The 22635-nt window shown below is 60.4% G+C and carries 19 protein-coding genes; 8 read left to right on the plus strand and 11 right to left on the minus strand.

Translation table 11 applies throughout. The features are described from left to right. Positions 1–228 precede the first annotated feature (228 nt). Both ispH and hpnH read left to right on the plus strand, forming a co-directional pair. Positions 229–1158: a 4-hydroxy-3-methylbut-2-enyl diphosphate reductase gene (gene ispH / locus RLW41_RS05595; RefSeq protein WP_409560947.1), complete on the plus strand. Its 930-nt coding sequence runs from the start codon at positions 229–231 to the stop codon at positions 1156–1158. Positions 1159–1204: 46 nt separating this feature from the next. Beyond that, complete coding sequence (gene hpnH, locus RLW41_RS05600; protein WP_414463849.1) at positions 1205–2353, plus strand: adenosyl-hopene transferase HpnH; 1149 nt, start codon at positions 1205–1207, stop codon at positions 2351–2353. On the opposite strand, the gene RLW41_RS05605 is transcribed toward hpnH, so the two are convergent. The 9 genes from RLW41_RS05605 to RLW41_RS05645 form a co-directional block, all read right to left on the minus strand. Beyond that, positions 2297–2980: a phosphorylase gene (locus RLW41_RS05605; RefSeq protein ID WP_414463850.1), complete on the minus strand. Its 684-nt coding sequence runs from the start codon at positions 2978–2980 to the stop codon at positions 2297–2299. The two genes, hpnH and RLW41_RS05605, sit on opposite strands and share 57 nt — an antisense overlap. A gap of 1 nt (position 2981) precedes the next feature. Beyond that, positions 2982–4982: a squalene--hopene cyclase gene (shc, locus tag RLW41_RS05610; protein ID WP_414463851.1), complete on the minus strand. Its 2001-nt coding sequence runs from the start codon at positions 4980–4982 to the stop codon at positions 2982–2984. Between the two features lie 30 nt (positions 4983–5012). Beyond that, entirely contained in the window at positions 5013–6266 is a 1254-nt protein-coding gene (gene hpnE / locus RLW41_RS05615) for a hydroxysqualene dehydroxylase HpnE (protein ID WP_414463852.1), read from the minus strand. Then, entirely contained in the window at positions 6267–7109 is an 843-nt protein-coding gene (gene hpnD / locus RLW41_RS05620; protein WP_414463853.1) for a presqualene diphosphate synthase HpnD, read from the minus strand. It abuts the gene before it with no gap. Next, positions 7099–7989, minus strand: coding sequence for a squalene synthase HpnC (gene hpnC, locus RLW41_RS05625; protein ID WP_414463854.1), 891 nt, complete (start codon positions 7987–7989; stop codon positions 7099–7101). The genes hpnD and hpnC overlap by 11 nt, the downstream gene beginning before the upstream one ends. Next, positions 7986–9149 carry a glycosyltransferase gene (locus RLW41_RS05630; RefSeq protein ID WP_414463855.1) on the minus strand — a complete coding sequence of 388 codons (1164 nt, stop codon included), beginning with the start codon at positions 9147–9149 and terminating at the stop codon, positions 7986–7988. Before RLW41_RS05630 ends, hpnC begins: the two co-directional genes overlap by 4 nt. Continuing rightward, positions 9146–10147 (minus strand): hopanoid-associated sugar epimerase, encoded by a 1002-nt coding sequence (gene hpnA, locus RLW41_RS05635; RefSeq protein ID WP_414463856.1) that lies wholly within the window; start codon positions 10145–10147, stop codon positions 9146–9148. Before hpnA ends, RLW41_RS05630 begins: the two co-directional genes overlap by 4 nt. Positions 10148–10183: 36 nt before the next feature. Next, entirely contained in the window at positions 10184–11485 is a 1302-nt protein-coding gene (locus RLW41_RS05640; protein WP_414463857.1) for a PQQ-dependent sugar dehydrogenase, read from the minus strand. 110 nt (positions 11486–11595) lie between these two features. Next, positions 11596–12246 carry a TetR/AcrR family transcriptional regulator gene (locus RLW41_RS05645; protein ID WP_414463858.1) on the minus strand — a complete coding sequence of 217 codons (651 nt, stop codon included), beginning with the start codon at positions 12244–12246 and terminating at the stop codon, positions 11596–11598. Between the two features lie 92 nt (positions 12247–12338). Here RLW41_RS05645 and RLW41_RS05650 point away from each other — a divergent pair, with 92 nt between their 5' ends. From RLW41_RS05650 to RLW41_RS05675, 6 genes are all read left to right on the plus strand, one after another. Next, positions 12339–12548 carry a hypothetical protein gene (locus RLW41_RS05650; protein ID WP_414463859.1) on the plus strand — a complete coding sequence of 70 codons (210 nt, stop codon included), beginning with the start codon at positions 12339–12341 and terminating at the stop codon, positions 12546–12548. Between the two features lie 130 nt (positions 12549–12678). Further along, positions 12679–13881: an efflux RND transporter periplasmic adaptor subunit gene (locus RLW41_RS05655; protein WP_414463860.1), complete on the plus strand. Its 1203-nt coding sequence runs from the start codon at positions 12679–12681 to the stop codon at positions 13879–13881. A 49-nt stretch (positions 13882–13930) separates the two neighbouring features. After that, positions 13931–17146 carry an efflux RND transporter permease subunit gene (locus RLW41_RS05660; protein WP_409560959.1) on the plus strand — a complete coding sequence of 1072 codons (3216 nt, stop codon included), beginning with the start codon at positions 13931–13933 and terminating at the stop codon, positions 17144–17146. Between the two features lie 51 nt (positions 17147–17197). Beyond that, on the plus strand, positions 17198–17947 hold the full coding sequence (locus RLW41_RS05665) for an SDR family NAD(P)-dependent oxidoreductase (RefSeq protein WP_414463861.1): 750 nt from the start codon (positions 17198–17200) through the stop codon (positions 17945–17947). Positions 17948–18014: 67 nt separating this feature from the next. Further along, positions 18015–18941 (plus strand): ABC transporter ATP-binding protein, encoded by a 927-nt coding sequence (locus RLW41_RS05670; RefSeq protein WP_414463862.1) that lies wholly within the window; start codon positions 18015–18017, stop codon positions 18939–18941. Further along, positions 18938–19699, plus strand: coding sequence for an ABC transporter permease (locus RLW41_RS05675; RefSeq protein WP_414463863.1), 762 nt, complete (start codon positions 18938–18940; stop codon positions 19697–19699). Before RLW41_RS05670 ends, RLW41_RS05675 begins: the two co-directional genes overlap by 4 nt. 12 nt (positions 19700–19711) lie before the next feature. Here the strand turns inward: RLW41_RS05675 and RLW41_RS05680 are convergent, their stop codons facing one another. Continuing rightward, entirely contained in the window at positions 19712–21184 is a 1473-nt protein-coding gene (locus tag RLW41_RS05680; protein ID WP_414463864.1) for an aldehyde dehydrogenase family protein, read from the minus strand. A gap of 35 nt (positions 21185–21219) precedes the next feature. Further along, positions 21220–22557: an aspartate aminotransferase family protein gene (locus RLW41_RS05685; RefSeq protein WP_414463865.1), complete on the minus strand. Its 1338-nt coding sequence runs from the start codon at positions 22555–22557 to the stop codon at positions 21220–21222. Positions 22558–22635 lie beyond the last annotated feature (78 nt).

Genomic DNA, 22635 nt, shown 5'->3' on the forward strand with positions numbered 1-22635 from the left:
TGTCGAGCCGCTAGGGTGAGGAGCATGCGATCTGTGTTGCTTTTGAGACACGTCATACCGCCAGCGTGAATGGCGCGACGCTGGCTTTGCTGCCCCGCACAGCGTTCGCGCGTAATGTCAGAAGTATTAGAGGGTGGGCACGTCAAAGTTATCAGTCTTTGACGTACGGATTTAAGGCTGAAGCCCGCAACGGCGATGCCCGGTTGGCAGAAAACGGGGGGTTTCTGCATGAAAGTGATTCTGGCACAGCCCCGGGGATTTTGCGCAGGCGTCGTTCGTGCGATCGACACCGTCGAGCGCGCACTTGCTCATCGTGATGGGCCTGTTTATGTGCGCCACGAAATCGTCCACAACCGGCACGTCGTCGAAGATTTGAAGGCCAAGGGCGCCCGTTTTGTCGAGGACCTAGCGGACGTGCCGAACGGCTCCGTCACGATCTTCAGTGCTCACGGCGTTTCCCATTCCGTCGAGGACGAGGCGCGCCTTCGTCGTCTTAATGTCGTCGATGCGACCTGCCCCCTCGTCTCGAAGGTCCATAAGCAGGGCCAGCGCTATTCGTCACTGGGCAGAACGATCATCCTGATCGGGCATGCTGGGCACGTCGAGATCGAAGGGACATTGGGGCGCATCTCCGGTCCCGTTTACCTTGTGGAAAACGGCGAGGATGTCGCGAAACTCGATATTCCGGATGATACCCCCGTCGCCTACATCACCCAGACGACGCTCAGCGTCGATGATACCCGGTCGACGATCGAGGCCGTCAAAAAGCGGTTCACGGACGTAATTGGGCCGGAAACGCGTGACATCTGCTATGCCACGCAAAATCGGCAGACGGCAGTGCGGGACCTTTGCCGGCATGTCGAGCTTTTGCTGGTGGTCGGGGCGAGCAACAGCTCGAACTCGAACCGCCTGAGGGAAATCGGGTCGGAATGTGGGGTTCCAAGTTATCTCGTCGCCGACGGCAGCGAAGTCGATTTGGCTTGGCTCGCCGGAGTTGCGACGGTCGGCGTAACTGCGGGTGCCTCGGCGCCTGACGTCCTTGTCCAGGACGTATTAGCTGCGATAGGTAAGGCGGGGCCAATCGAAATCGAGACGCTTGACGGCGTCGAAGAAAAGATAACCTTCCGCCTGCCGCCTGAATTGCTCGAAGCATCATGACCGGGACGCCTGCTGGTTCGAGCCTCACTAGAAGGAGCCCGTTGGGGTGGGAATTCCGCTAAACCAAGCTTTGTCTGTGGGTGCCTACGTCATCGGACAGCACCTCAGGGGGAACAAGCGCTATCCGCTCGTGCTGATGCTCGAGCCGCTCTTTCGCTGCAACCTCGCGTGCGCGGGCTGCGGCAAGATCGATTATCCCGACAAGATTTTGAACCAGCGCATTTCCGTCGCCGATGCTTTGCATTCGATGGACGAATGCGGCGCGCCGGTCGTCGTGCTGGCTGGCGGCGAACCATTGCTGCACAAAGAGCTGCCGGAGATCGTCGAAGGTGCGCTCAAGAAGGGCAAGTTCGTCACGGTGTGCACGAACGCGCTGCTGCTTGAGAAAAAAATTCATCTCTACAAGCCGCACAAGAATTTCAACTGGTCGATCCATCTCGACGGCGACAAGGAGATGCATGACCGTTCCGTTTGCCAAAAGGGCGTCTATGATCGCGCTGTGGAAGCGATCAAGGTTGCCAAGGCAAAAGGCTTCCGCGTCAACATCAACACGACTCTGTTCAGCGACGCCAAGGCCGAGCAGGTCGCGAGTTTCCTCGACGAGATGAAGAAGCTCGATATCGGCGGCGTCACGATCTCGCCAGGCTACGCCTACGAGCGCGCGCCCGATCAGCAGCACTTCCTCAACCGCACGAAGACGAAGCAACTGTTCCGCGACATCTTCAAGCTCGGCAGGGGCGGACGCGCTTGGCCGTTCTTCCAGTCGGGGCTGTTCCTCGACTTCCTCGCGGGCAATCAGACCTACAATTGCACGCCGTGGGGCAACCCGACGCGCACCGTGTTCGGCTGGCAGAAGCCCTGCTATCTGCTCGGCGAAGGTTATACGAAAACCTTCAAGGAGCTGATGGAAAGCACGGACTGGGACAAGTACGGCACCGGCAACTACGAGAAGTGCGCCGACTGCATGGTGCATTCGGGCTTCGAAGCAACTGCGGTCATGGATGCCGTCAAGAAGCCGTGGAAGATCGCGGCGGTTGCGCTTCGCGGCGTCAAGACGGACGGTCCGATGGCGCCCGAAATCGCACTCGACAAGCAGCGTCCAGCTGAGTTCGTGTTCTCACGGCATGTCGAGAACAAGCTAGCTGAGATCAGCGCAGCCGAGGCCCGGGCCCAGAAGCCGGTGGCAGCGGAGTAGGCTCTTCATCGCGCGACGCGTCGCGCCGGCTATGCGGATGATGTCCCATAGCTGGCTCGGTTGCGTCGCGAGCGATTTCAAAACGGCCGGAATGTTCGGCGAGCCGTCCGGATTGAGACCGTTGACGGCTGCGGGCGGCAGGCTCAGCGTCGACGGGTCGGCTATCACTCGCAGGACCGCAAACGGTAGTCCCCTCTCGGCGGCCATCTGCGCCACGACGTGACTTTCCATATCGGCCGCAAAGGCACCAGATTTGAGATAGATCGCGTGCTTCTCGTCGCGATTGGCGATGATGGTGCTCGAACCTGTAACCGGACCGCTTTCGGCGTTCGGTAGAGCCTCGAACAGCCGATCGCTCCAGCGCACATCTGCTGGATAGATCCTGCCGCTACTGTGCAGCACCGACGTGCCGACGATGATTGTGCCGGGCTTCAGTCCGGGCCGGAGCCCGCCCGCTATGCCAAAGCTGATAAGGCCGCGCGTGCTTTCCGACAGGCCCTCTTGAAGTAGCGTTGCGAGGCGGTCTTCGCGGCCACCACCGATAACGGCTTTCACGCGTCCCGGCTGCTCGGCGATGCGCGCCTCAGCCTTCAATCCCGTTGCGGCGATGACGAAACCTAGAGCCACCTTACATCCCGACGAGCACGGCCTTGGCGTTGGAGGCCTTCAAGTTACGATAGCGTGCTAGTGCCCACATCGGGAAGAACTTCGAATAGCCGTGATAGCGGAGATAGAAGACGCGGGGAAAGCCTGTCGCCGTAAAACGCTTCTCATTCCAGAAGCCGTCCGAGGCTTGGGTCGACGTGAGATAGGCGATACCTTTTTTCACGGCCGGGTTGTCGATCTCACCGGCGGCCATCAGACCCATCAGCGCCCAGGCAGTTTGAGACGCGGTGCTAGGCGCCGCTTCGTAACCGCGATAATCGAGCCTGTAGCTTTCGCTGTCTTCGCCCCAGCCGCCGTCCTTGTTCTGAATAGCAAGCAGCCAATCGACGGCCTTGCGCACGACGCTCGAAGACGGCTCGACACCGGCAGCGTTTAGCGCACACAGCACTGACCACGTGCCGTAGATATAGTTCATTCCCCAGCGGCCGTACCAGCTGCCGTCCTTTTCCTGGGTGCACTTGAGATACGCGATCCCCCTATCGAGTTCGTAGCAGTTCCCGGGACGGTCACCGAGTTGAGCCAGCATGGACAGGCAGCGCGCGGTGACGTCTGCCGTCGGCGGATCGAGCAGCGCGCCGTGATCGGAAAAGGGGATCTGGTTCAGATATTCGTAGGTGTTATCGGCATCGAATGCGCCCCAGCCGCCATTCTTGCTCTGCATGCCGACGATCCACTCGCGGGCACGCGAAATGGCTTCGCGATACGTCGTGTCAGGCTGCTGGGTACGCCCCAGCGTGCGATCCATCGCCATTGCCACGACGGCGGTATCGTCGGTATCGGGATAGTGCGGGTTTGCATATTGGAACGCCCAGCCGCCGGGACGGACGTTCGGACGCGTCGCTGCCCAGTCGCCCACGGTGTCGAGTACCTGCAAAGGCTTCAACCACTGCAACGCGCGGTCGGAGGCAGCCTCGGTTTCGGCGTCCCCGACTTCCATCAGTGCATGGGCCGACAGCGCCGTATCCCAAACCGGCGAGAGGCATGGCTGGCAGTAGGCTTCATCGTCGTTGACGGTAACAAGCTTTTCGATCGAGCCGCGCGCGGTCTGATAGTTCGGATGATCCTTGGAATAACCGAGCGCATCGTAAACGAGCAGTGCGTTGACCATCGCCGGGAAGATCGCACCGAGCCCATCCTCGCCGTTCAAACGCTCATCGACAAACGCGACAGCCTTATCGATGGACTTCTTGCGTAGCGACTTCGGGAAGTGTGGTTCGGTGAAGCGCAAGACGCGGTCGATGGCGCCGAAGATTTCGGACCACGGAGATTTCTGATGCGGCCCTTTTGGCCAGACCTTCACCTCGTCCGGCGGAATGGTGAAAAGCTCGGCGATGCCGACGCCAAGCGGATTGCGCGCTTTCGGCTTCAAGGCATTCAAGACCGTCAGCGGAACGACAACGGTGCGGGCCCAATAGGAAATCTTGTCGAGGTGAAACGGAAACCAGCGCGGCAGCACCATGATCTCGACCGGCATCACCGGAACGCCCGTCCACGGAATGACGCCGAAAAGAGCGAGCAGGTTGCGCGTAAAGACGTTGCTGTGTGAGGCGCCGCCTTGCGACAAGATCCAGCCGCGCGCTTTCTTCATGTACGGCTCGTCGATGCCGACACCGATCATCTTCAGAGCGAAGTAAGCCTTGACGCTGGCGCTGATGTTGGACGCCCCGTCGTGAACCAGCGGCCAGCCGCCGTCCTCCGACTGGATACGGCGAAGATAGTTGGCGATCTTGCCTTCGAGCACGGCATCGACCGGCTCAGCAAGATAGTGGCGCATCAGAACGTATTCGGCGGGAATCGTCGCGTCGGCTTCAAGCTCGAAGACGAAATGGCCGTCATCGCGCTGGAGCGCAAGGAGAGCATTTTTCGCCGCCGCGATCGCGCCTTCGATCTCCGACGGCGTCAACTCACGTGCCGTGATCTCAGACGCCAAGCGCGTAGATTGCGATGTGGATTCGAAAGTCATTTCGGGCTCTCCAGAAGTCCGAGCGTCGTATCAGAGTTGTGTCGCCATCGCCAGTTTGGCAGCGGTTTCGCCTGACCTTATCGCGCCCTCAATTGTCGCGGGAAGGCCGGTGGCGGTCCAATCTCCGGCAAGAAAAAGGTTTTTCCAGTGCGTTTGCGCGCGAGGTCGCAAGGTATTCTCGTCCGGCGTTGCCGCAAAAGTCGCACGGCGTTCCTTGACGATCTGCCATCGCGGAAGGTTGGCGTCGATCCCGGCGATTGTCGCAACCTCGGACCAGATGCGGCGGGCGAGTGGCTCGCGCTCGGCTTCGTTGAATCGATCGGCTGAGCTAACCGTTACCGATAGCCTGTCGTCGAAGGCAAACAGCCATTCCGTCGTGGCATTGATGACGCCGGTAATCTTCGGCACGCCTTTCGGCGATGGATACGCGAAGTGGGCGTTGAAGATCGAACGGTATTTGGTCGGCACGCGCAATTCGGGGACAAGCGTTTTCGCCACCCAGGCCGGTACGGCGAGGACGATGCGGTCGTCGCGACCAAACTCGACCCGGCCGTCGTCGAATTGCAGGGCGCGAGCGCGCGCGTCCTGCCATTCGATGGCGCGGAGAGAATGATCGAAGCGTACTTCGCCACCGTTTTTCTCGATGAATGCAATTGCTGGATCGACGAGCGCGGGTCCGAGACCATTGGCGGCGAACAGCGGACGGCAGGCCTTGCCGCCCCGCCCGAGCGTTTCGCGAATGACGGCAGCTGCGAGTTGCGCCGACCCTTCCTTAGGATCGCAATTCAACGCCGCAAGCAGTACCGGCTCCATCAGCCGCTTATAGAGCACCGAGTTCGAGTCGATCTTTTCCGTGACCGTTTCGCATGGCGCGGCCTTCAAGAGGCGGCCGAGACGAAGATAGTCTCTCGCCCGCGTCTGCGGCACGCGGCGGTCCTTGCTGAATATCCACCACGGCACAGGGCCGTCGTTCGGCCGCAGCACCCAGCTGTTTTTGGCAGCGAGGTCGAAGAAATGGAATTCGGCGTGCTGCGGCTCATCGAGAAGATGCCTGCCGCCGACTTTGTCGAGAAAGGCAAGCGCGCTGGCGTTTCCCGACAGCAGAAGATGATTGCCGTTATCGATCGTCATTCCGAGCGCCGGCTCGAAATAGGATCGACAGCGGCCGCCTGCGTGGCGCGCGAGTTCGTGGACGACGACCTTTTGTCCTTGACCGACCAGCGCAACCGCCGCCGAAAGGCCGGCGAGACCGGCCCCGACGATGTGAACGGTGCCGCTCGTCATTCAGAAGATGCCGTCACGCAGAACCGCCCAGATGACGGTGCGCTTCGAACGACGCACGTCCACGCGCGGCGCTTTCCAGCCACGGGCGATCAGCTTTTCGAGAATGCCGCGATAGACCGTCGCCATCATGCGCGGCGACCGCACTGCGCGACGCGGCGCGGCGGCCATAATCGCTTCGGAGCGATCGTAGTATTTCCGTGTGATCTCGGCGATGCCGCGACAGACACGATCCAATGTCGGATTAGCAAGAATGCCGTCAATCGATGTGTCGTCGATACCGGCATCACGCAGCGCTTCCTTGGGCAAATAGAGGCGGCCCATCGCGGCGTCTTCGTCGATGTCGCGCAGAATGTTCGTCAACTGCAAAGCACGGCCGAGATTGTGCGACAGCTCGATCCCAGGCTTCTCGTCCATGCCGAAAATGCGCACCGACAGACGTCCGACCGCAGAGGCGGCGCGATCGCAATAGAGATCGAGAACTTTCCATTCCGGCGCGCGTAGATCGCGGAGGATGTCCATTTCCATGCCGTCAATGACGGCGATGAAATCGTCCATCAGAAGACCATATTGCCGGATCGGCACGAGCAGATCGCGCGTGCGCGGCGTCGTGCGGCCGGTAGCGTACAATTGCTCAATGTCGGTGCGATAGCGTTCGAGGTCGGCGTGGCGCACCTCGCGCGAGCCGCCGTTGTCGGCGACGTCATCGACCGCCCGGCAAAAGGCGTAAACGTGATACATCGCATCCCGTTGCGAGCGCGGGAGCACCCGCATCGCGGCATAGAATGAGCTGCTTGCCGCTGCCGGAACGTCTTCGGCACTCAAGGTATCAACTTCAGCGCTCATGCGGCATCATCCCCGTCGACTTCGAAAACGCGAAACGTGCAAGAGCCCGGCTCGCGACCGTAACAGCTGTGGCGCGTGAAGCGACCATCGCCGCCTGCAATTTTGACAGATGCACGCTCTCCGACAGTGGATCGCGCGTTTTCAAAATGGCAATCAGCTTGCGCGCGAGTTCAACAATGATAGACGTCTCGGCGGCAAGACGAAGATCGGAAACGCCCGGCGGAAGCAACGCGGCATCGGGCATCAGCGTCTCGGTTCGCTCGGCCAGAGCGTGGATACACGCCAGAAGCGCGGGAGATGCCTGCGGCTCCGCCAACGCTTCGACACCGATACCATGCGCGGCGAGATCCATTCGCGGAATGTAGACGCGGTCGATATTGCGATAGTCCTTCGCGCAGTCCTGCAGATGATTGATGATCTGCAGTGCTGCGCACAACGCGTCCGATGCCGGCCACGTCGACTTGGACTCGCCGTGGACATCGAGCACGAAGCGGCCGACCGGCATCGCCGAATAGCGGCAATAATCGAGAAGTTCTTCCCACGTCTCGTAGCGGAGCTTCGTGACGTCCTGGCGGAAGGCTTTCAAAAGATCGAGCGCATGTTGCGAGCTGAGGTTTCGAAGCTGCAGCTGCTCGCGCAGCGCGATCGCATCCGTTGCAGCATCGGAACGACCGAGCAGCGTGTCTTCAAGTGCATCAAGGATCGAAAGCTTCGATTGCGGATCGAGCGTCGGATGGTCGGCGGCGTCGTCAGCGGCGCGAGCAAAACGGTAGAACGCCAGGATCGGCGCGCGATGGCGCGCAGCGACGATACGCGAAGCGACGGGAAAGTTCTCGTCACCCTCCGACTTGCCGGATTTGTACTTCGTATCGACTGTCATTGCCGCCCTACTTCGGCTTGAACGCGGCCCTTCCACAGACCGCCTCGACCCCGTACATGCTGATACGCCGAATCTAACGTGAAACCCACATACACCGTCGCAATAAGTGGTAGCGCCAAGCCCCAAAGTGGCGAACGGTTGTAAAAGCGCAACGTCGGCTGATATGCGATAAACATCAATAGGTACGTTACGGCAGCGAGCATATTCGCTGGATAGGCGGCGAGTACAGCCAGAGCGGGCGGCGCAACATAAATTGCGAGCATCGCGAGGACCGTTCCAACCAGCAAAACCGGCGAATAACGCAACTGGGCATAGGCCGATCGCGCAACCATTCGGCGAATATCTTCGAAGGTCTCATAGGGTCTGAGGCTCAGGACACGGTCGGAAAGTCCAAGCCAAATCGGACCCTGCGTTTTCAACAGTTTTCCGAGCGCACAGTCGTCGATAAGGGCGCCGCGGATGCCAGCGATGCCGCCTGCGCGCTCAAGTGCAGTGCGTTCGACAAGCATGCAGCCGCCCGCTGCGGCGGCGGTGCGATCAGCGCGCCGGTTGACGCGACGGAACGGGTAAAGCATCTCGAAAAAGAAGATGAAGGCGGGGACCAGCCACCGCTCGGCGAGGCTGTCACATTTGAGCTTGGCCATCACGGACGTCATGGCGCGGCCCTTCGCGGTCGAGCCAACGACCAGCGATTTCAGAACATCGGGACGATAGCCGATGTCGGCATCCGTCAAGAGCAGGTATTCCGGCGGCGCGTCTCCTGCCGATGCCGTCGCGATGCCTTGATGCATGGCCCAGACTTTGCCGGTCCAGCGTGGCGGCAGCGGTGCGCCGCTGACGATGGTAATCTCGCGGTTCGACGCCGCGGCAATGGCACGAGCGACGTCGGCGGTCCCGTCGGTGCTCTGGTCATCGACAAGGACGATCGAAAAGGCGCCGGGATAATCCTGCTTAACGAGCGACGTCAGAGATCCTGGCAGCATATCGGCTTCGTTACGTGCCGGGATAACGGCTGTGACACGCGGCCAAACTTTGGGTTCAGGATATTTGTTCTGCTCAGCTTCCTCGCGTTCGCTGCTCAGCCAGAAGCCGCCGTTGAAAAGAAGAAGGTAGAGCCACGCGGCGAGGCCGATACTCGCGATGACGGTCAGCGCGGTCACTTGAGGTACCCCGCGCGCTGAAACCAATTGAAGGCTTCAGCCAAAGCTTCGCGCGCCGGACGCGCCCGATAGCCAAGCTCGCGCTCCGCCTTCGCGGAGGAGAAGAACATTTTGTACTTCGCCATGCGCAAGCCATCGACAGTCGCGAAAGGCTCGCGGCCCGTCACGCGGGCGGCGAGTTCGGCGCCATAGGCGATCGGATAGATCAGCTCACGCGGCAGCTTGATCGTCGGCGCGCGGCGTCCGGCGAGTTGCGCAATTTCAGCGAGCATTTGCCCGAGCGTCATGTCTTGGCCCCCCAAGATATATCGCTCGCCAATTCGCCCCTTCTTCAAGGCGGCAACGTGACCGTCCGCGACATCATCGACGTGGACCAGGTTCAGGCCCGTCTCGACGTAGGCGGGCATCCGTCCGACCGCAGCCTCGACTACGATGCGGCCGGTCGGCGTTGGCCGCACGTCGCGGGGGCCGATCGGTGTGGAGGGATTAACGATAACTGCCGGCAGGTCGTCGTCGGCAATCATGCGTTCGACGAGACGCTCGGCCAGCACTTTGCTTTTCTTGTAGGCGCCGATGGCGTCTTCTGCCTTGAGCGGCATCGTTTCGTCCGACGGCGTGCCATCACCCGCCAAACGCAGGGTGGCGACGCTCGATGTGTAGACGATCCGTTCGGCGCCGGCCTTCTGCGCGGCACTCATGATGGCGCGCGTGCCTTCCGTATTAGTTCTGACGATCTCCTCAGGATCGAGCGCCCACAGGCGATAGTCGGCGGCGACGTGGAAGACGTAACGCGCGCCCTGCATGGCCCTTTCGACGAGAGCCGCATCGCGGATATCGCCTTCGACGACGTCGAGCGGAATGTCTGCGAGATTAGCGCGATTGCTGCTCTTACGAACGAGCGCGCGCACCGCAAACCCTTCGTCGAGAAGTTTGCGCGCGACGGCCGAGCCGACAAAGCCCGAAGCGCCTGTCAGGAACGCGATGTCTTTTGCTGCCAAGTCTCCGCGCCCCGCTCGCGAATACGATCTAAAACGTCAGCCTTTGTAGACGATCCGCCAGATGCGGCCGGCAGCGTCGTCGGCAACGTAAAGCGCACCGTCGGGACCGACTGCAAGCCCTGTGGGACGATGCTCGACGCCTGTTCCGTCTCCGTTCCGGAAGCCATCAGCAAAAATGATATACGGGCCAGAGGCTTTGCCATCCTTCAACGGCTGGAAGACGACATTATAGCCCTGCTGGCCGCCGGACGACCGATTCCACGAACCGTGGAAGGCGATGAATGCGCCGCCCTGATATGTGTCAGGGAACTGCTTCGCCTTATAGATTTTCAGATCGTTCGGCGCCCAGTGTCCTGGGTAGGCGGCAACCGGCGGGAGTTTGTCGGCGCAGCGCCCAACGGCCTTGCCGCCATCACCGCCGTATTCCGGTGCGAGGACCAGTTTTTTCTGAAAACCGTCGTAATAACAATACGGCCAGCCGTAGTCGCCGCCATCGCGCACTTCGACGAGTTCTTCGGCCGGAAGATCGGAGCTTTGCTCGGATGAGTAAAGCTTCGGCCAAGTTTGAGAAAGCTGATCGCGCCCATGCTGGGTGGCGTAGAGGCGGCCGTCTGCGCCGTAGTCGATGCCTTCGGCGTTTCGCAGACCTGTCGCGTAACGCTGAGCGGATGAGAAGATCTGGCCCGGCGTATCGGCATCGAAACGCCAAATACCGGCGCGCGTTTCAAGCTCTGTGCACGGGTCGATGCCGGGAGACCCTTTGGTGCGGTTCTCTTCCTGACAAGAATTCGTCGCCGAGCCGAGATCGACGAACATCTCGCCTTTAGGCGTGATTGCGAACGGGCGCGGCCGGTGATCGCCGTCGATAGGCAATTGCGAAACAATCGCCTCCGGCTTGCTGGTTGGAGCGATCTCGCCGGGTTTCAACTGATAGCGAACGATCTCATCACCGATCTCAGCATAAAGCCAATTCCTGTAAACGCCGATGCCCGTGCCGCCCTCGCCGGGCGGCCCGAATTTTTCGATGACATCGGCGTGCCCCACACCCTTCGTGTCTTTGAGCGCAAGCAACGATTTCTGGTTGTTGGCGTAAACGACGTTATCGGCGGAAACGGCCAAGTGGCGGGGCGAGCCGACATTGTCGGCGAAAATCGTGGCGCAGAACCCCTTGGGCAACTTGAGGCCTGTATTGCCGTCAGGACAGGTTTCGTCGGCCGACGCGCGATCGACTGCCGACAGCGGCGATATCGCCAGCGCGGCGAGGAAGAAAGCTGCTGCGTTGAAACCCACTCGGCGAGATCGGTTTCCGACGAGACGCGTGATCAAGCCATTCGCCATAAGCGCATGCTCCGCAGATTATTTTCAGTTGTGAAGAGACGTGGCCGTGCCTGGCGCGACCTACAAGACCCGGCCGCCGCAGGCAAGCGCGGTTCTCGGCATGTCCGCCATCAGGCTGGCCAGGCCTTCAGGGCCATCTCCGCGACGGCGAGCAGCTCATTGCGAGAAGCACCACCCGAGGCCTGCACCGACATGCCCTGAGTCACGGTCGAGACATAACGCGCGAGAGCGGCAGGATCTGAATCGGCGCCAAGATCGCCCTCAGCCTTGGCTTTCTCAAAGCGACAGCGGAGATTTTCCTCAGCTTCGGAACGGCGTTTGCAAAGCTCCTGCTTGATCGATTCCGCAGCCGAGCTGCACGTCAGTGCGCCTTGTACGGCCAGGCATCCGGCGGGATTACAGGGGTCGGTCAGCGACATCACGACCGAATGCAGAAGATGTTCGACGACCTTTCTAGAGGTCGGTTCGGCTAGGGCTTCCGACTGGACCGCGCCCGGGCCCTTTTCGGCATAGCGGTCAAGAGCGCGGCGAAAAAGCTCCTCCTTGTTGCCGAAGGCCGCGTAGAGACTTGGGCGACTGATGCCCATGGCCTCCGTCAGGTCCGACAGAGAGGCGCCCTCATAGCCATGCTGCCAGAAGACGTGGAGCGCCTTGTCGAGCGCCTTTTCGACGTCGAACTCGCGCGGGCGGCCTTTATGCACCGCTTCTTTTTGCACCGCTTCTCTCCCGAACTTCGTTTTCTTCGCCGACCCACTATACATTTACGTACTCATCAGTACAAATAGTAGTTGACAGCACCTTACCGCGACCTATATCCGTACCGCTCAGTATATATATAGGGAACGCGCTCGTCATGAAAAGCTCTCTCACTTTTACGACCGCAGCGGCCCTTCGGGGTTTGACAGGATGGTTCGCCGGTCGCGGCGGCGAGACAATGGCCGACGAGGATCACGTCCCGTTTGTTGTATCCGCCTGTGGATATCGCCAGGCGCCGACGCCGACTGAATTCAGCGAGCGTGACGACCGTTGGCATCCGGGGCTCAGCCTCGACAATTTCTCCTGAAGCCGTTCGAGAACGGCAGCCGGCGCAGCGGCTGGCGTTCTCGCTCCCCAAATTTTCGCGCGCACGGCCGGTCCGGCAACGGTCGGTCTTGGGTCCGTGCGACCAGCAAACCTCGCAGAGATCGACGATCATGAGCAGCAAAACACGATCCAAATTTTTGAACGGCCTAGCGGCGTCAGCAGTCGCGATAGCACTCGTCGGCGTGCCGTTCGACGCGACTTTCGCGCAAGAGGCACCGGCTCACGCCCCGGTCGCCGTTTCGGTCGCAACCGTCAAGGCGCGCGAGGCAAGCGTCTGGGATGAATTCTCAGGTCGCCTCGAAGCGGTCGAGCGTGTCGATCTGCGCCCCCGCGTCGCCGGGCAGATCGTCGCCATTCACTTCCGTGAAGGCGCGATGGTGAAGGCTGGCGACTCGCTGGTGACGATCGACCCAGCGCCATATGCTGCGGAGGTGGACCGGCTGAACGGCGTCGTCGCGGTTGCACAAGCTCAGGTAGTCTTCACCAAGGCCGACGTTGCGCGCGCACGGCAGATCATCGGCGATGCGCTTTCCGAACGCGAACTCGATACACGCGCGAATGCCTACGATGCGGCCGTCGCCAATCTGAAAAGCGCGCAAGCGGCGCTGCGGACTGCGAAACTCAATCTCGAATGGACGGAAGTGCGCGCGCCGGTTTCCGGGCGCGTGGGGCGTCGAGAGATTACAGTCGGCAATCTTGTCGAGGCTGGGCCAAACGCGCCGCTGCTGACGACGCTCGTGTCTGTCAATCCGATCTACGCGAGCTTCAACGCCGATGAAAACGTCGTCGCGCGCGCCCTTGCGACGCTCTCGCCGGAAGCCAACGCGTCGGCGCACGTCGAGAAGATCGCCGTCCAGATGTCGACTGCCATCAACGAAGGCGTCTGGCAGCCAGGCGCGCTTCAGTTCGTCGACAATAAAGTCGACGTCGGGAGCGGCACCGTGCGCCTGCGCGCGCGCTTCGACAATAGCGATGGGCGGCTGATTGCCGGGCAATTCGTTCGCGTCCGGCTGGCCCGGTTCCAACCCGCGCCGGTGGTCGCGATCAGCGAACGGGCGATCGGAACGGACCAAGACAAAAAGTACGTGATGATCGTCAACCCGGACAACAAGACCGTCTATCGCGAAGTGAAGCTCGGCGCGATGTCGGACGATCTGCGCATCATCACGAAAGGCCTCAATACGGGCGATCGCATCATCGTCGCGGGTCTTCAGCACGTGAAGCCTGGCGACGAAGTGGCTCCGGAGTCAGTGGCAATGAACGGCCAGCCGCTGACGGAAGAGCACGCGTCCGCGGACATTCCTCAACAATAAAGCCTCAACACAGCAAGGCTTCATACCAACCTCGTCAGGCACGCTTGTCATGAATATCTCGAAGTTCTTTATCGACCGTCCGATCTTCGCGGGCGTGCTGTCGACGTTAATTTTTCTCGGCGGCCTGATCTCGCTGCCGGCAATGCCAATCTCGGAATATCCGGAGGTCGTCCCTCCGCAGGTCGTGGTGCGCGCCAACTATCCGGGCGCCAACCCAAAGGTGATTGCGGAGACCGTTGCGACGCCAATCGAGGAGCAGGTCAACGGCGTCGAAGGCATGCTCTATATGAGCAGCCAGGCGACGACCGACGGTTTGATGACACTCACGGTAACGTTCCGTCTGGGGACCGATCCCGACAAGGCGCAACAGCTGGTACAAAACCGCGTTGCACAGGCGGAGCCGCGCCTGCCTGAAGACGTACGCGCGCTCGGCATCACAACAGTAAAAAGTTCGCCCGACCTGACGATGGTCGTGCACTTGCTGTCGCCAAACAACCGCTACGACATGACGTATCTGCGCAACTACGCGGTGATCAACGTCAAGGATCGCCTGGCGCGCATCAACGGCGTCGGCGACGTACAGCTATTCGGCTCGGGCGACTATTCGATGCGCGTTTGGGTCGATCCGGCGAAGGCTGCGGAGCTTGGCCTTTCTGCGATGGACATTGTCAACGCCGTGCGCGCCGAAAATGTGCAAGCCGCCGTAGGCGTCGTCGGCTCATCACCGTCGCTTCCGAACCTCGATTTCCAGCTTTCCGTCAATGCGCAAGGACGCCTGACGACGGAAGAGGAGTTTGGCAACATTGTCGTCAAAGCAGGTGATAACAATCAGGTGACGCGCCTGCGCGATGTTGCGCGCATTGAACTTGGCGCCGCCGATTATTCGTTACGCTCGCTGCTCGACAACAAGCAGGCTGTCGCTATTCCGATTTTCCAGTCGCCCGGCTCGAACGCCATCGAGATCTCAGACAACGTCCGCGCGACAATGGCGGAACTGAAGAAGTACATGCCCGAAGGCGTCGATTACCGGATCGTTTACGATCCGACGCAGTTCGTGCGGGCGTCAATCGAGGCCGTCATTCACACGCTGCTCGAAGCGGTGGCGCTGGTTGTTCTCGTTGTTATTCTGTTCCTGCAGACGTGGCGTGCGTCGATCATTCCGCTGATTGCCGTTCCGGTGTCGATCATCGGCACGTTTGCGGTGATGCATGTGTTCGGATTTTCGATCAACGCGCTGACGCTGTTCGGGCTGGTGCTCGCCATCGGCATTGTGGTGGACGACGCGATCGTCGTCGTCGAAAACGTCGAACGCAATATCGAGAACGGCCTGTCCGCGCGCGACGCGAGCATTCAGGCCATGCGCGAGGTGTCCGGACCGATCATCGCCATTGCGCTTGTGCTCGTCGCGGTGTTCGTGCCACTGGCGCTCATCACAGGTTTGACAGGGCAATTCTACAAGCAGTTTGCGTTGACGATTGCGATCTCGACGGTGATCTCGGCCGTCAATTCGCTGACGCTCTCCCCTGCTCTCGCCGCCGTTCTGCTCAAAGGACACGATGAGCCGAAGGACTGGCTGACGCGCGGCATGGACTTCGCATTCGGCTGGTTCTTCCGACGCTTCAACCGCGCCTTCAGCTGGGGCTCTGATGCCTACAGCGGCGGCGTCAAACGCATCCTTGGCCACAAGGCGCTGGCGTTTTTCATCTATCTCGGCTTGATCGGCGTAACCTACGGTCTGTTCCAGTCGGTCCCCGGCGGCTTCGTGCCGGGACAGGACAAGCAGTATCTCGTCGGCTTTGCGCAGCTTCCCGATGGTGCAACGCTCGACCGGACGGAAGACGTCATTCGTAAGATGAGCGAAATCACGTTGAAGACGCCGGGCGTCGAAAGCGCGGTGGCGTTCCCCGGCCTGTCGATTAACGGTTTCACCAATAGCTCCAACTCCGGCATCGTCTTTGCGACGCTAAAACCCTTTGCCGAGCGGCGATCGCCCGATCTCAGCGGCCCGGCCATCGCGGGTAAGCTCAATCAGGAATATGCGGTCATCAAAGATGCGTTCATAGTCATGTTCCCGCCGCCGCCGGTGCAGGGGCTCGGAACCATTGGCGGTTTCAAGCTGCAGGTCGAAGACCGCGCAGGCTTGGGCTACGACGCACTGACCAAGGCGATGACGGATTTCACGGCGGCCTTGAACAAAGCGCCGGAACTTGCGGGAATCTTCACGTCTTATCAGGTGAACGTGCCGCAGCTTTACGCCGCCATCGACCGCACGAAAGCGCGGCAGCTTGGCGTCGCTGTGCAAGACGTGTTCGATACGATGCAGATCTATCTCGGATCGCTCTACGTCAACGACTTCAACAAATTCGGACGCACGTATTCGGTTCGCGTGCAGGCGGACGCGAAGTATCGCGCGCGGCCGGAAGACATCGGCTTGCTGAAAGTCCGTTCGAATTCCGGCGCGATGATTCAACTTTCGGCGTTGCTCAACATCAAGCAGATTGCCGGACCGGAACGCGCCATGCGTTACAACGGCTTCCTGACGGCCGACGTCAATGGCGGCGCGGCGCCGGGATATTCGTCGGGGCAAGCGAAGGCTGCCGTCGAGCGTATCGCGGCACAGGTGCTGCCCAAAGGTATCGGCTTCGAGTGGACTGATCTCACGTATCAGGAAATTCTTGCTGGCAACTCCGGCATCTGGGTCTTCCCGCTGTCTGTGTTCCTGGTCTTCCTGGTACTTGCGGCGCAGTACGAAAGCCTCGTGCTGCCGCTGTCGATCATCCTTATCGTGCCGATGGGTTTGCTGGCGGCGATTACGGGCGTCTATCTTTCGCACGGCGACAATAACGTCTTCACGCAGATCGGTTTGATCGTGCTCGTGGGCTTGTCGGCGAAGAACGCCATTCTCATCGTGGAATTTGCGCGAGAGCTGGAATTTGCCGGACGCAATCCGGTGCAGGCCGCGATTGAAGCAAGCAGGCTCAGGCTGCGGCCGATCTTGATGACGTCCATGGCCTTCATCATGGGTGTTGTGCCGCTTGTCACTTCCATCGGAGCGGGCGCGGAAATGCGACGTGCCATGGGCGTCGCCGTGTTTTCCGGCATGATCGGAGTGACGGTATTCGGCATATTCCTGACGCCGGTGTTCTACGTCATCCTGCGCAAGCTCAGCGGCAACAGACCGCTGAAGCATACGGGCGATGTCTTGGCTCCGGTGGCGCATTCACACGAATCGCACGGTCACGCCCCACCCGTTCCGGCTGAATAAATAATTGGCGCGAAGATTCACAATCGAACAAGCAATAGGAGGAGAACCCCTATGGGCATCTTGCAAGGCAAAGTGGCCATCGTAACTGGCGCGTCGAAGGGCATCGGCGCTGAAATTTCACGAACATTGGCAGAAGCGGGCGCGGCGGTTGCAGTCAACTACGCATCGAGCAAAGAAGGCGCTGATCGCGTGGTCGCGGACATTACTGCCAAAGGCGGCAAAGCAATTGCCATCAAAGGCGACGTCGCGAAAGCGGCCGATGTTGAGCACATCTTCGCCGAGACGAAAAAAGCGTTCGGTTCTCTGGATATTCTGGTCAACAATGCCGGTGTCTACGCGTTCCAACCACTCGACGCGTTGACTGAAGACGAGTTTCATCGTCTCTTCAACATCAATGTACTCGGCACCATCTTAACAGCGCGAGAAGCACTCAAGAATTTCGGTCCGAACGGCGGCAGCATCATCAACGTTAGCTCTATTGCGAGCACCGCCTCAATGCCGACAACCGTTTCGTATTCGGCGACTAAAGGGGCGATCGACGCCGTAACACGCGTGCTCGCCGCGGAACTCGGTCCGAAAAAAATCCGTGTCAACGGCATCGCTCCCGGCCCCGTCGAAACGGAAGGTGTTCATACGCTCGGCCTCATTGGCACCGATTTAGAGAAACAGATGGTTGCGGGAACGCCTCTCGGCCGGATCGGACAACCCGATGATGTCGCAAAAGTCGTGCTATTCCTCGCTTCGGACAATTCCGGCTGGGTCTCGGGCGAAACTATCCGGGTCGCAGGCGGATACCATTGACAACATGCTGGTTGGGCTGCGATCCCCTCCCGGCGCTCGCAGCCAAAAGAGCAGAACAGTCCTGAATATGACAACGATCATTCGCGTTGCCGATCTCTCCAAAACCTACGCCTCCGGCTTCACGGCCCTGAAAGATATCAATCTTGAGATCAAGCAGGGCGAGATCTTCGCTCTGCTCGGTCCAAACGGCGCAGGCAAGACCACTCTGATCAGCACGATCTGCGGCATCGTCAATCCGTCAGCCGGGAGGATCACCGTCGATGGCAAGGATATCGTCACGGACTATCGCGCCGTTCGCGCGATGATCGGCCTGGTGCCGCAGGAACTCTCAACCGACATGTTCGAGACGCCGTGGGCGACCGTCAATTTCAGCCGGGGCCTGTTCGGCAAGCCGCGCAATCCGGCGTTGGTCGAAAAGGTGCTGCGCGACCTGTCGCTGTGGGACAAGAAGGATGCGCGCATCATGACGCTTTCCGGCGGCATGAAGCGGCGTCTGCTCATCGCGAAAGCGTTGGCGCATGAACCGCGCATTCTTTTTCTCGATGAGCCGACGGCCGGCGTCGACGTCGAACTTCGCCGCGAAATGTGGAACATCGTTCGCGAACTTCGCGCAACGGGCGTCACCATTATCCTGACCACGCACTACATCGAAGAGGCCGAGGAGATGGCCGATCGCGTCGGCGTCATCGCCAAGGGGCAGATCATTCTTGTCGAGGAAAAGAACGAGCTGATGCGCAAGCTCGGCAAGAAGCAGCTTCAGCTGCAGCTTTCCGCTCCCGTCGACGTTATTCCGGAAACGCTCGGTGCTTACGGCCTGCAGTTCGGAGCCGACAAGAGCGAGCTGATCTACACCTACGACACACGCGCAGAGCGCACCGGCATCACGGCGCTGCTGAACGACATGCGCGCGGCCGGCATCACGTTCAAGGATCTGTCGACGACGCAAAGTTCGCTGGAAGACATATTCGTCGATCTCGTGAAGGAAAAGCGATGAACATCGAAGCCGTTCGAGCCATCTACACCTTCGAGATGTCGCGGTGGAAACGCACGTTCATGCAGAGCGTAATTTCGCCCGTCCTCTCGACCTCGCTCTATTTTATCGTATTCGGCGCGGCCATCGGCTCGCGGATATCGAACATCGAGGGCGTCAGCTATGCGGCGTTTATCGTGCCGGGATTGATGATGCTGTCGCTATTGACGGAAAGTACGTCGAACGCTTCGTTCGGCATCTATTTTCCGCGCTTCACCGGGACGATCTATGAGCATCTCTCAGCGCCGATCTCGCCGTTCGAGATCGTGCTGGGTTATGTCGGCGCAGCGATGACGAAAGCGGTCCTGCTGGGGCTGCTTATTTTAGCGACGGCGAGCCTGTTCGTGCCGATCCATATCGCGCACCCGTTCTGGATGCTGGGCTTTCTGATCCTGACGGCCGCGACCTTCAGCATGCTGGGGTTCGTCATCGGCGTCTGGGCGGACGGCTTCGAGAAGCTGCAAGCGGTGCCGCTTCTCATCATCACGCCGCTCGTGTTTCTGGGCGGCACGTTCTATTCCATCAAGATGCTGCCGCCCGCTTGGCAGACGGTGACGCTTTTCAATCCCATCGTCTATCTCATCAGCGGCTTCCGCTGGAGCTTCTATGAGATTTCGGATGTGAATGTCGGCGTCAGCGTGCTGATGATCTTTGTGTTTCTCGCGATCTGCATGGGCATCGTCTGGTGGATCTTCAGGACGGGCTATCGCCTGAAGGCGTAACGGCGAGAGCCGTCAGCCTTTCAGATACCAACCCCACGGATCGCTGCTCAGATATTTCGTGATCTGCTTGGGCTCCAAAAAGTTGTTGAGGCCCCACGTGCCGAGTTCGCGGCCAATGCCGCTCTTCTTGACGCCGCCCCACGGCGGCTCGAGGAAGTTCGGCTGCGAGCAGTTGATCCAGACGACGCCCGCTTCAAACGCATCGGCGACGCGCTCGGCGCGCTTGTGATCCTGCGACATGACGGCGGCGGCGAGACCGAACTCGCTGTCGTTGGCAAGCTTCAAGGCTTCGTCTTCGGTTTCGAACGTCGAAACGACGAGGACGGGGCCGAAGATTTCTTCGTTCCAGATGCGCGCGCTGGATGGCACGTCGGCGAAAATCGTGGGCTCAAGGAAGTAGCCCTCATTGAGATGCGACGGCCGCCCGCCGCCCGTCACGAGCGTCGCCTCGTTCTTGCCGACGTCGATGTAGTTCAGGACCTTGTCGTATTGCGTCCTGCTGACGAGCGGACCCAGAAGCGTGCCAGGCGCCATGCCATCACCGATGGTGATCTTCTTGGCTTCTTCCGAAAGGCGGTCGATGAGCTTCGGCGCGATGCCTTTCTCAATGATCATACGCGAGGTCGCGCTGCAAACCTGTCCCTGGTTCCAGAAAATGCCGAACATCACCCATTCGACGGTCTGCTCGATATCGGCGTCATTAAAGACAACGATGGGCGATTTGCCGCCGAGTTCCAGGCTGACGCTTTTCACATCACGCGCCGCGGCGGATGCCACGGCAATGCCGGTCGGCACCGAGCCGGTAAAGGCCAGCTTGCGCACGTCTGGATGCGTTGACAGCCGTGCGCCGGCGGTAGCGCCGTAACCCGTCACGACATTCAACACACCGTTAGGCAAGCCGACTTCGGCGGCGATACGGCCGAGTTCCAGCGCCGTTAAAGGCGTATATTCCGATGGCTTCAAGACAACGGCGCAGCCGGCGGCAATCGCGGGCGCGACTTTCCAGGCGGCCATCAACAGCGGATAGTTCCACGGAACGATGAGACCCGCGACGCCGGCCGGCATATATTTCACGCGCGACTGAAAGCGCTCGTCCGGCACGCCGATGACTTCGCCTTGGCGGCCATCGAGCTCTTCGGCATAGGTTGCATAGAGATTGAAGCAGTAAGCGGCGTCGCCCACGTCCCAAAGTGCTTCGGGAAGCGGCTTGCCGTTGTCGCGGACTTCGATTTCCGCCAGTGCCTGCTTCTGCTCTTCGATTTTCGCTGCGATGGCGCGGAGATATCCGGCGCGATCATGGCCGGAGGTGCGTGACCAAGGGCCGGCCATTGCGGCTTTGGCAGCGGCGACTGCGGCGTCTATATCCGCAGCCGTTCCGGCCGCGCACTTGTGAAACACGCGCTCATCGGCGGGATTGATGACGTCGAGCGTGCCGCCCTCACGGGCGTCGGTCCACTTTCCGTCGATGAAAAGCTTCGATTGCATTACGGCTCCTGCTTGAAACGAAACACGGCGGGTCGTCAGGATGCGTCGGCCAACGCGCCCCTCAATCCGTTGAGAAAGATATCGGCGTGCTCGCGATTAAAGCAGAGCGGCGGACGGATCTTCAAGACGTTCCCATGGCCGCCTGCTATGCCAATCAGGATGTTGCGGTCACGCATGCCGTTGACGATTTTCTCGGCAGTGTCGCGATCGGGTTCGTGCGTCTGCGTGTCCTTGACGATGTCGACGCCGATATAGAGCCCGGCACCACGAACGTCGCCGATACAGCCTCCCTCGGAACCGGCGATGCGAATTTCCGAACGCAGATAGGCACCCGTCTCGAAACTGTTCTGCTGCAGGCCTTCGTCTTTCAGCACATCCAACACGGCTAGTCCCGCGGCGGCTGCGACCGGATTGCCGCCAAACGTGTTGAAATAGCCGGACGTCTCACCGAAGGTCTTGAGCAGGTCGGGCTTTATGGCGACACCGCCCATCGGAAAGCCGTTGCCCATGGGTTTGCCCATGACAACCATGTCCGGCACGAGGCCATGCCGATCGAAGCCCCACATTTTTTCGCCCGTGCGGCCGAATCCCGGTTGCACTTCGTCGGCGATGTAAACGCCGCCCGCCGCGTGCACGGCTTCCAGCGTTTCTCTCAAGAACCCGGGTTCTCCGGGAAAGACGCCGTCGCTCGAAAAGATGCTGTCGGCGATAAAGCCCGCAAAGCGTATGCCGATGGCATTCATTTTCGCGATGGCCGTGCGAACGTCTCGCGCCAAGCGCCGCCCGACGGCTTCGGAAATCTCGCGATAGGTGTCGGGTGCGGGTACGACGAAAACGTACGGCGGGCGAGGCTCGGCGCTGGCGGAGGATGGCGAGATTTCAGTCACGGCCGAGGTGTTGCCGTGATAGGCGTTGTCGGTAACGATGAAGCCGGTTCCGCCAGTCACCGCGCGGGCGACGCGAAGGGCAAAGTCGGCGCTTTCGCTGCCGGTACAGGTGAAGACGATATTCGAGACGGTGGCCGGCATCGTCCCGAGCAATCGCTCCGCATAGGTGTAGACGTTCGAATAGAGATAGCGCGTGTGGGTATTAAGCGTGCCCATTTGGCGGGCAACTGCCTCAACGATGCGCGGGTGGCAATGACCGACGGACGGCACATTGTTATAGGCATCGAGGTAACGCGTGCCGTCGGCATCGTGAAGCCACACGCCTTCGCCGCGCACGAGGTTGAGCGGCTTTTCGTAGAACAGCATGGAGGTCGGGCCGAAGGTCGCGCGCCGTCGGCCGATCAGCGTTACCACCTCCGGCGAGAGCCCCGCGGCCGCGTTCATGTCGAAGGCGTTGAGCTCGAGGATTTTTTTTGTGACTTCCATGCGGACCTCGGAGAGGCTCCTTCATAATGCGGTGCCGTTTGGCACATTCCCAATGGCTATATAGGCGCCCCGCGGTCT

Source organism: Hyphomicrobium sp. DY-1 (assembly GCF_047497105.1).
GTDB lineage: Bacteria > Pseudomonadota > Alphaproteobacteria > Rhizobiales > Hyphomicrobiaceae > Hyphomicrobium_B.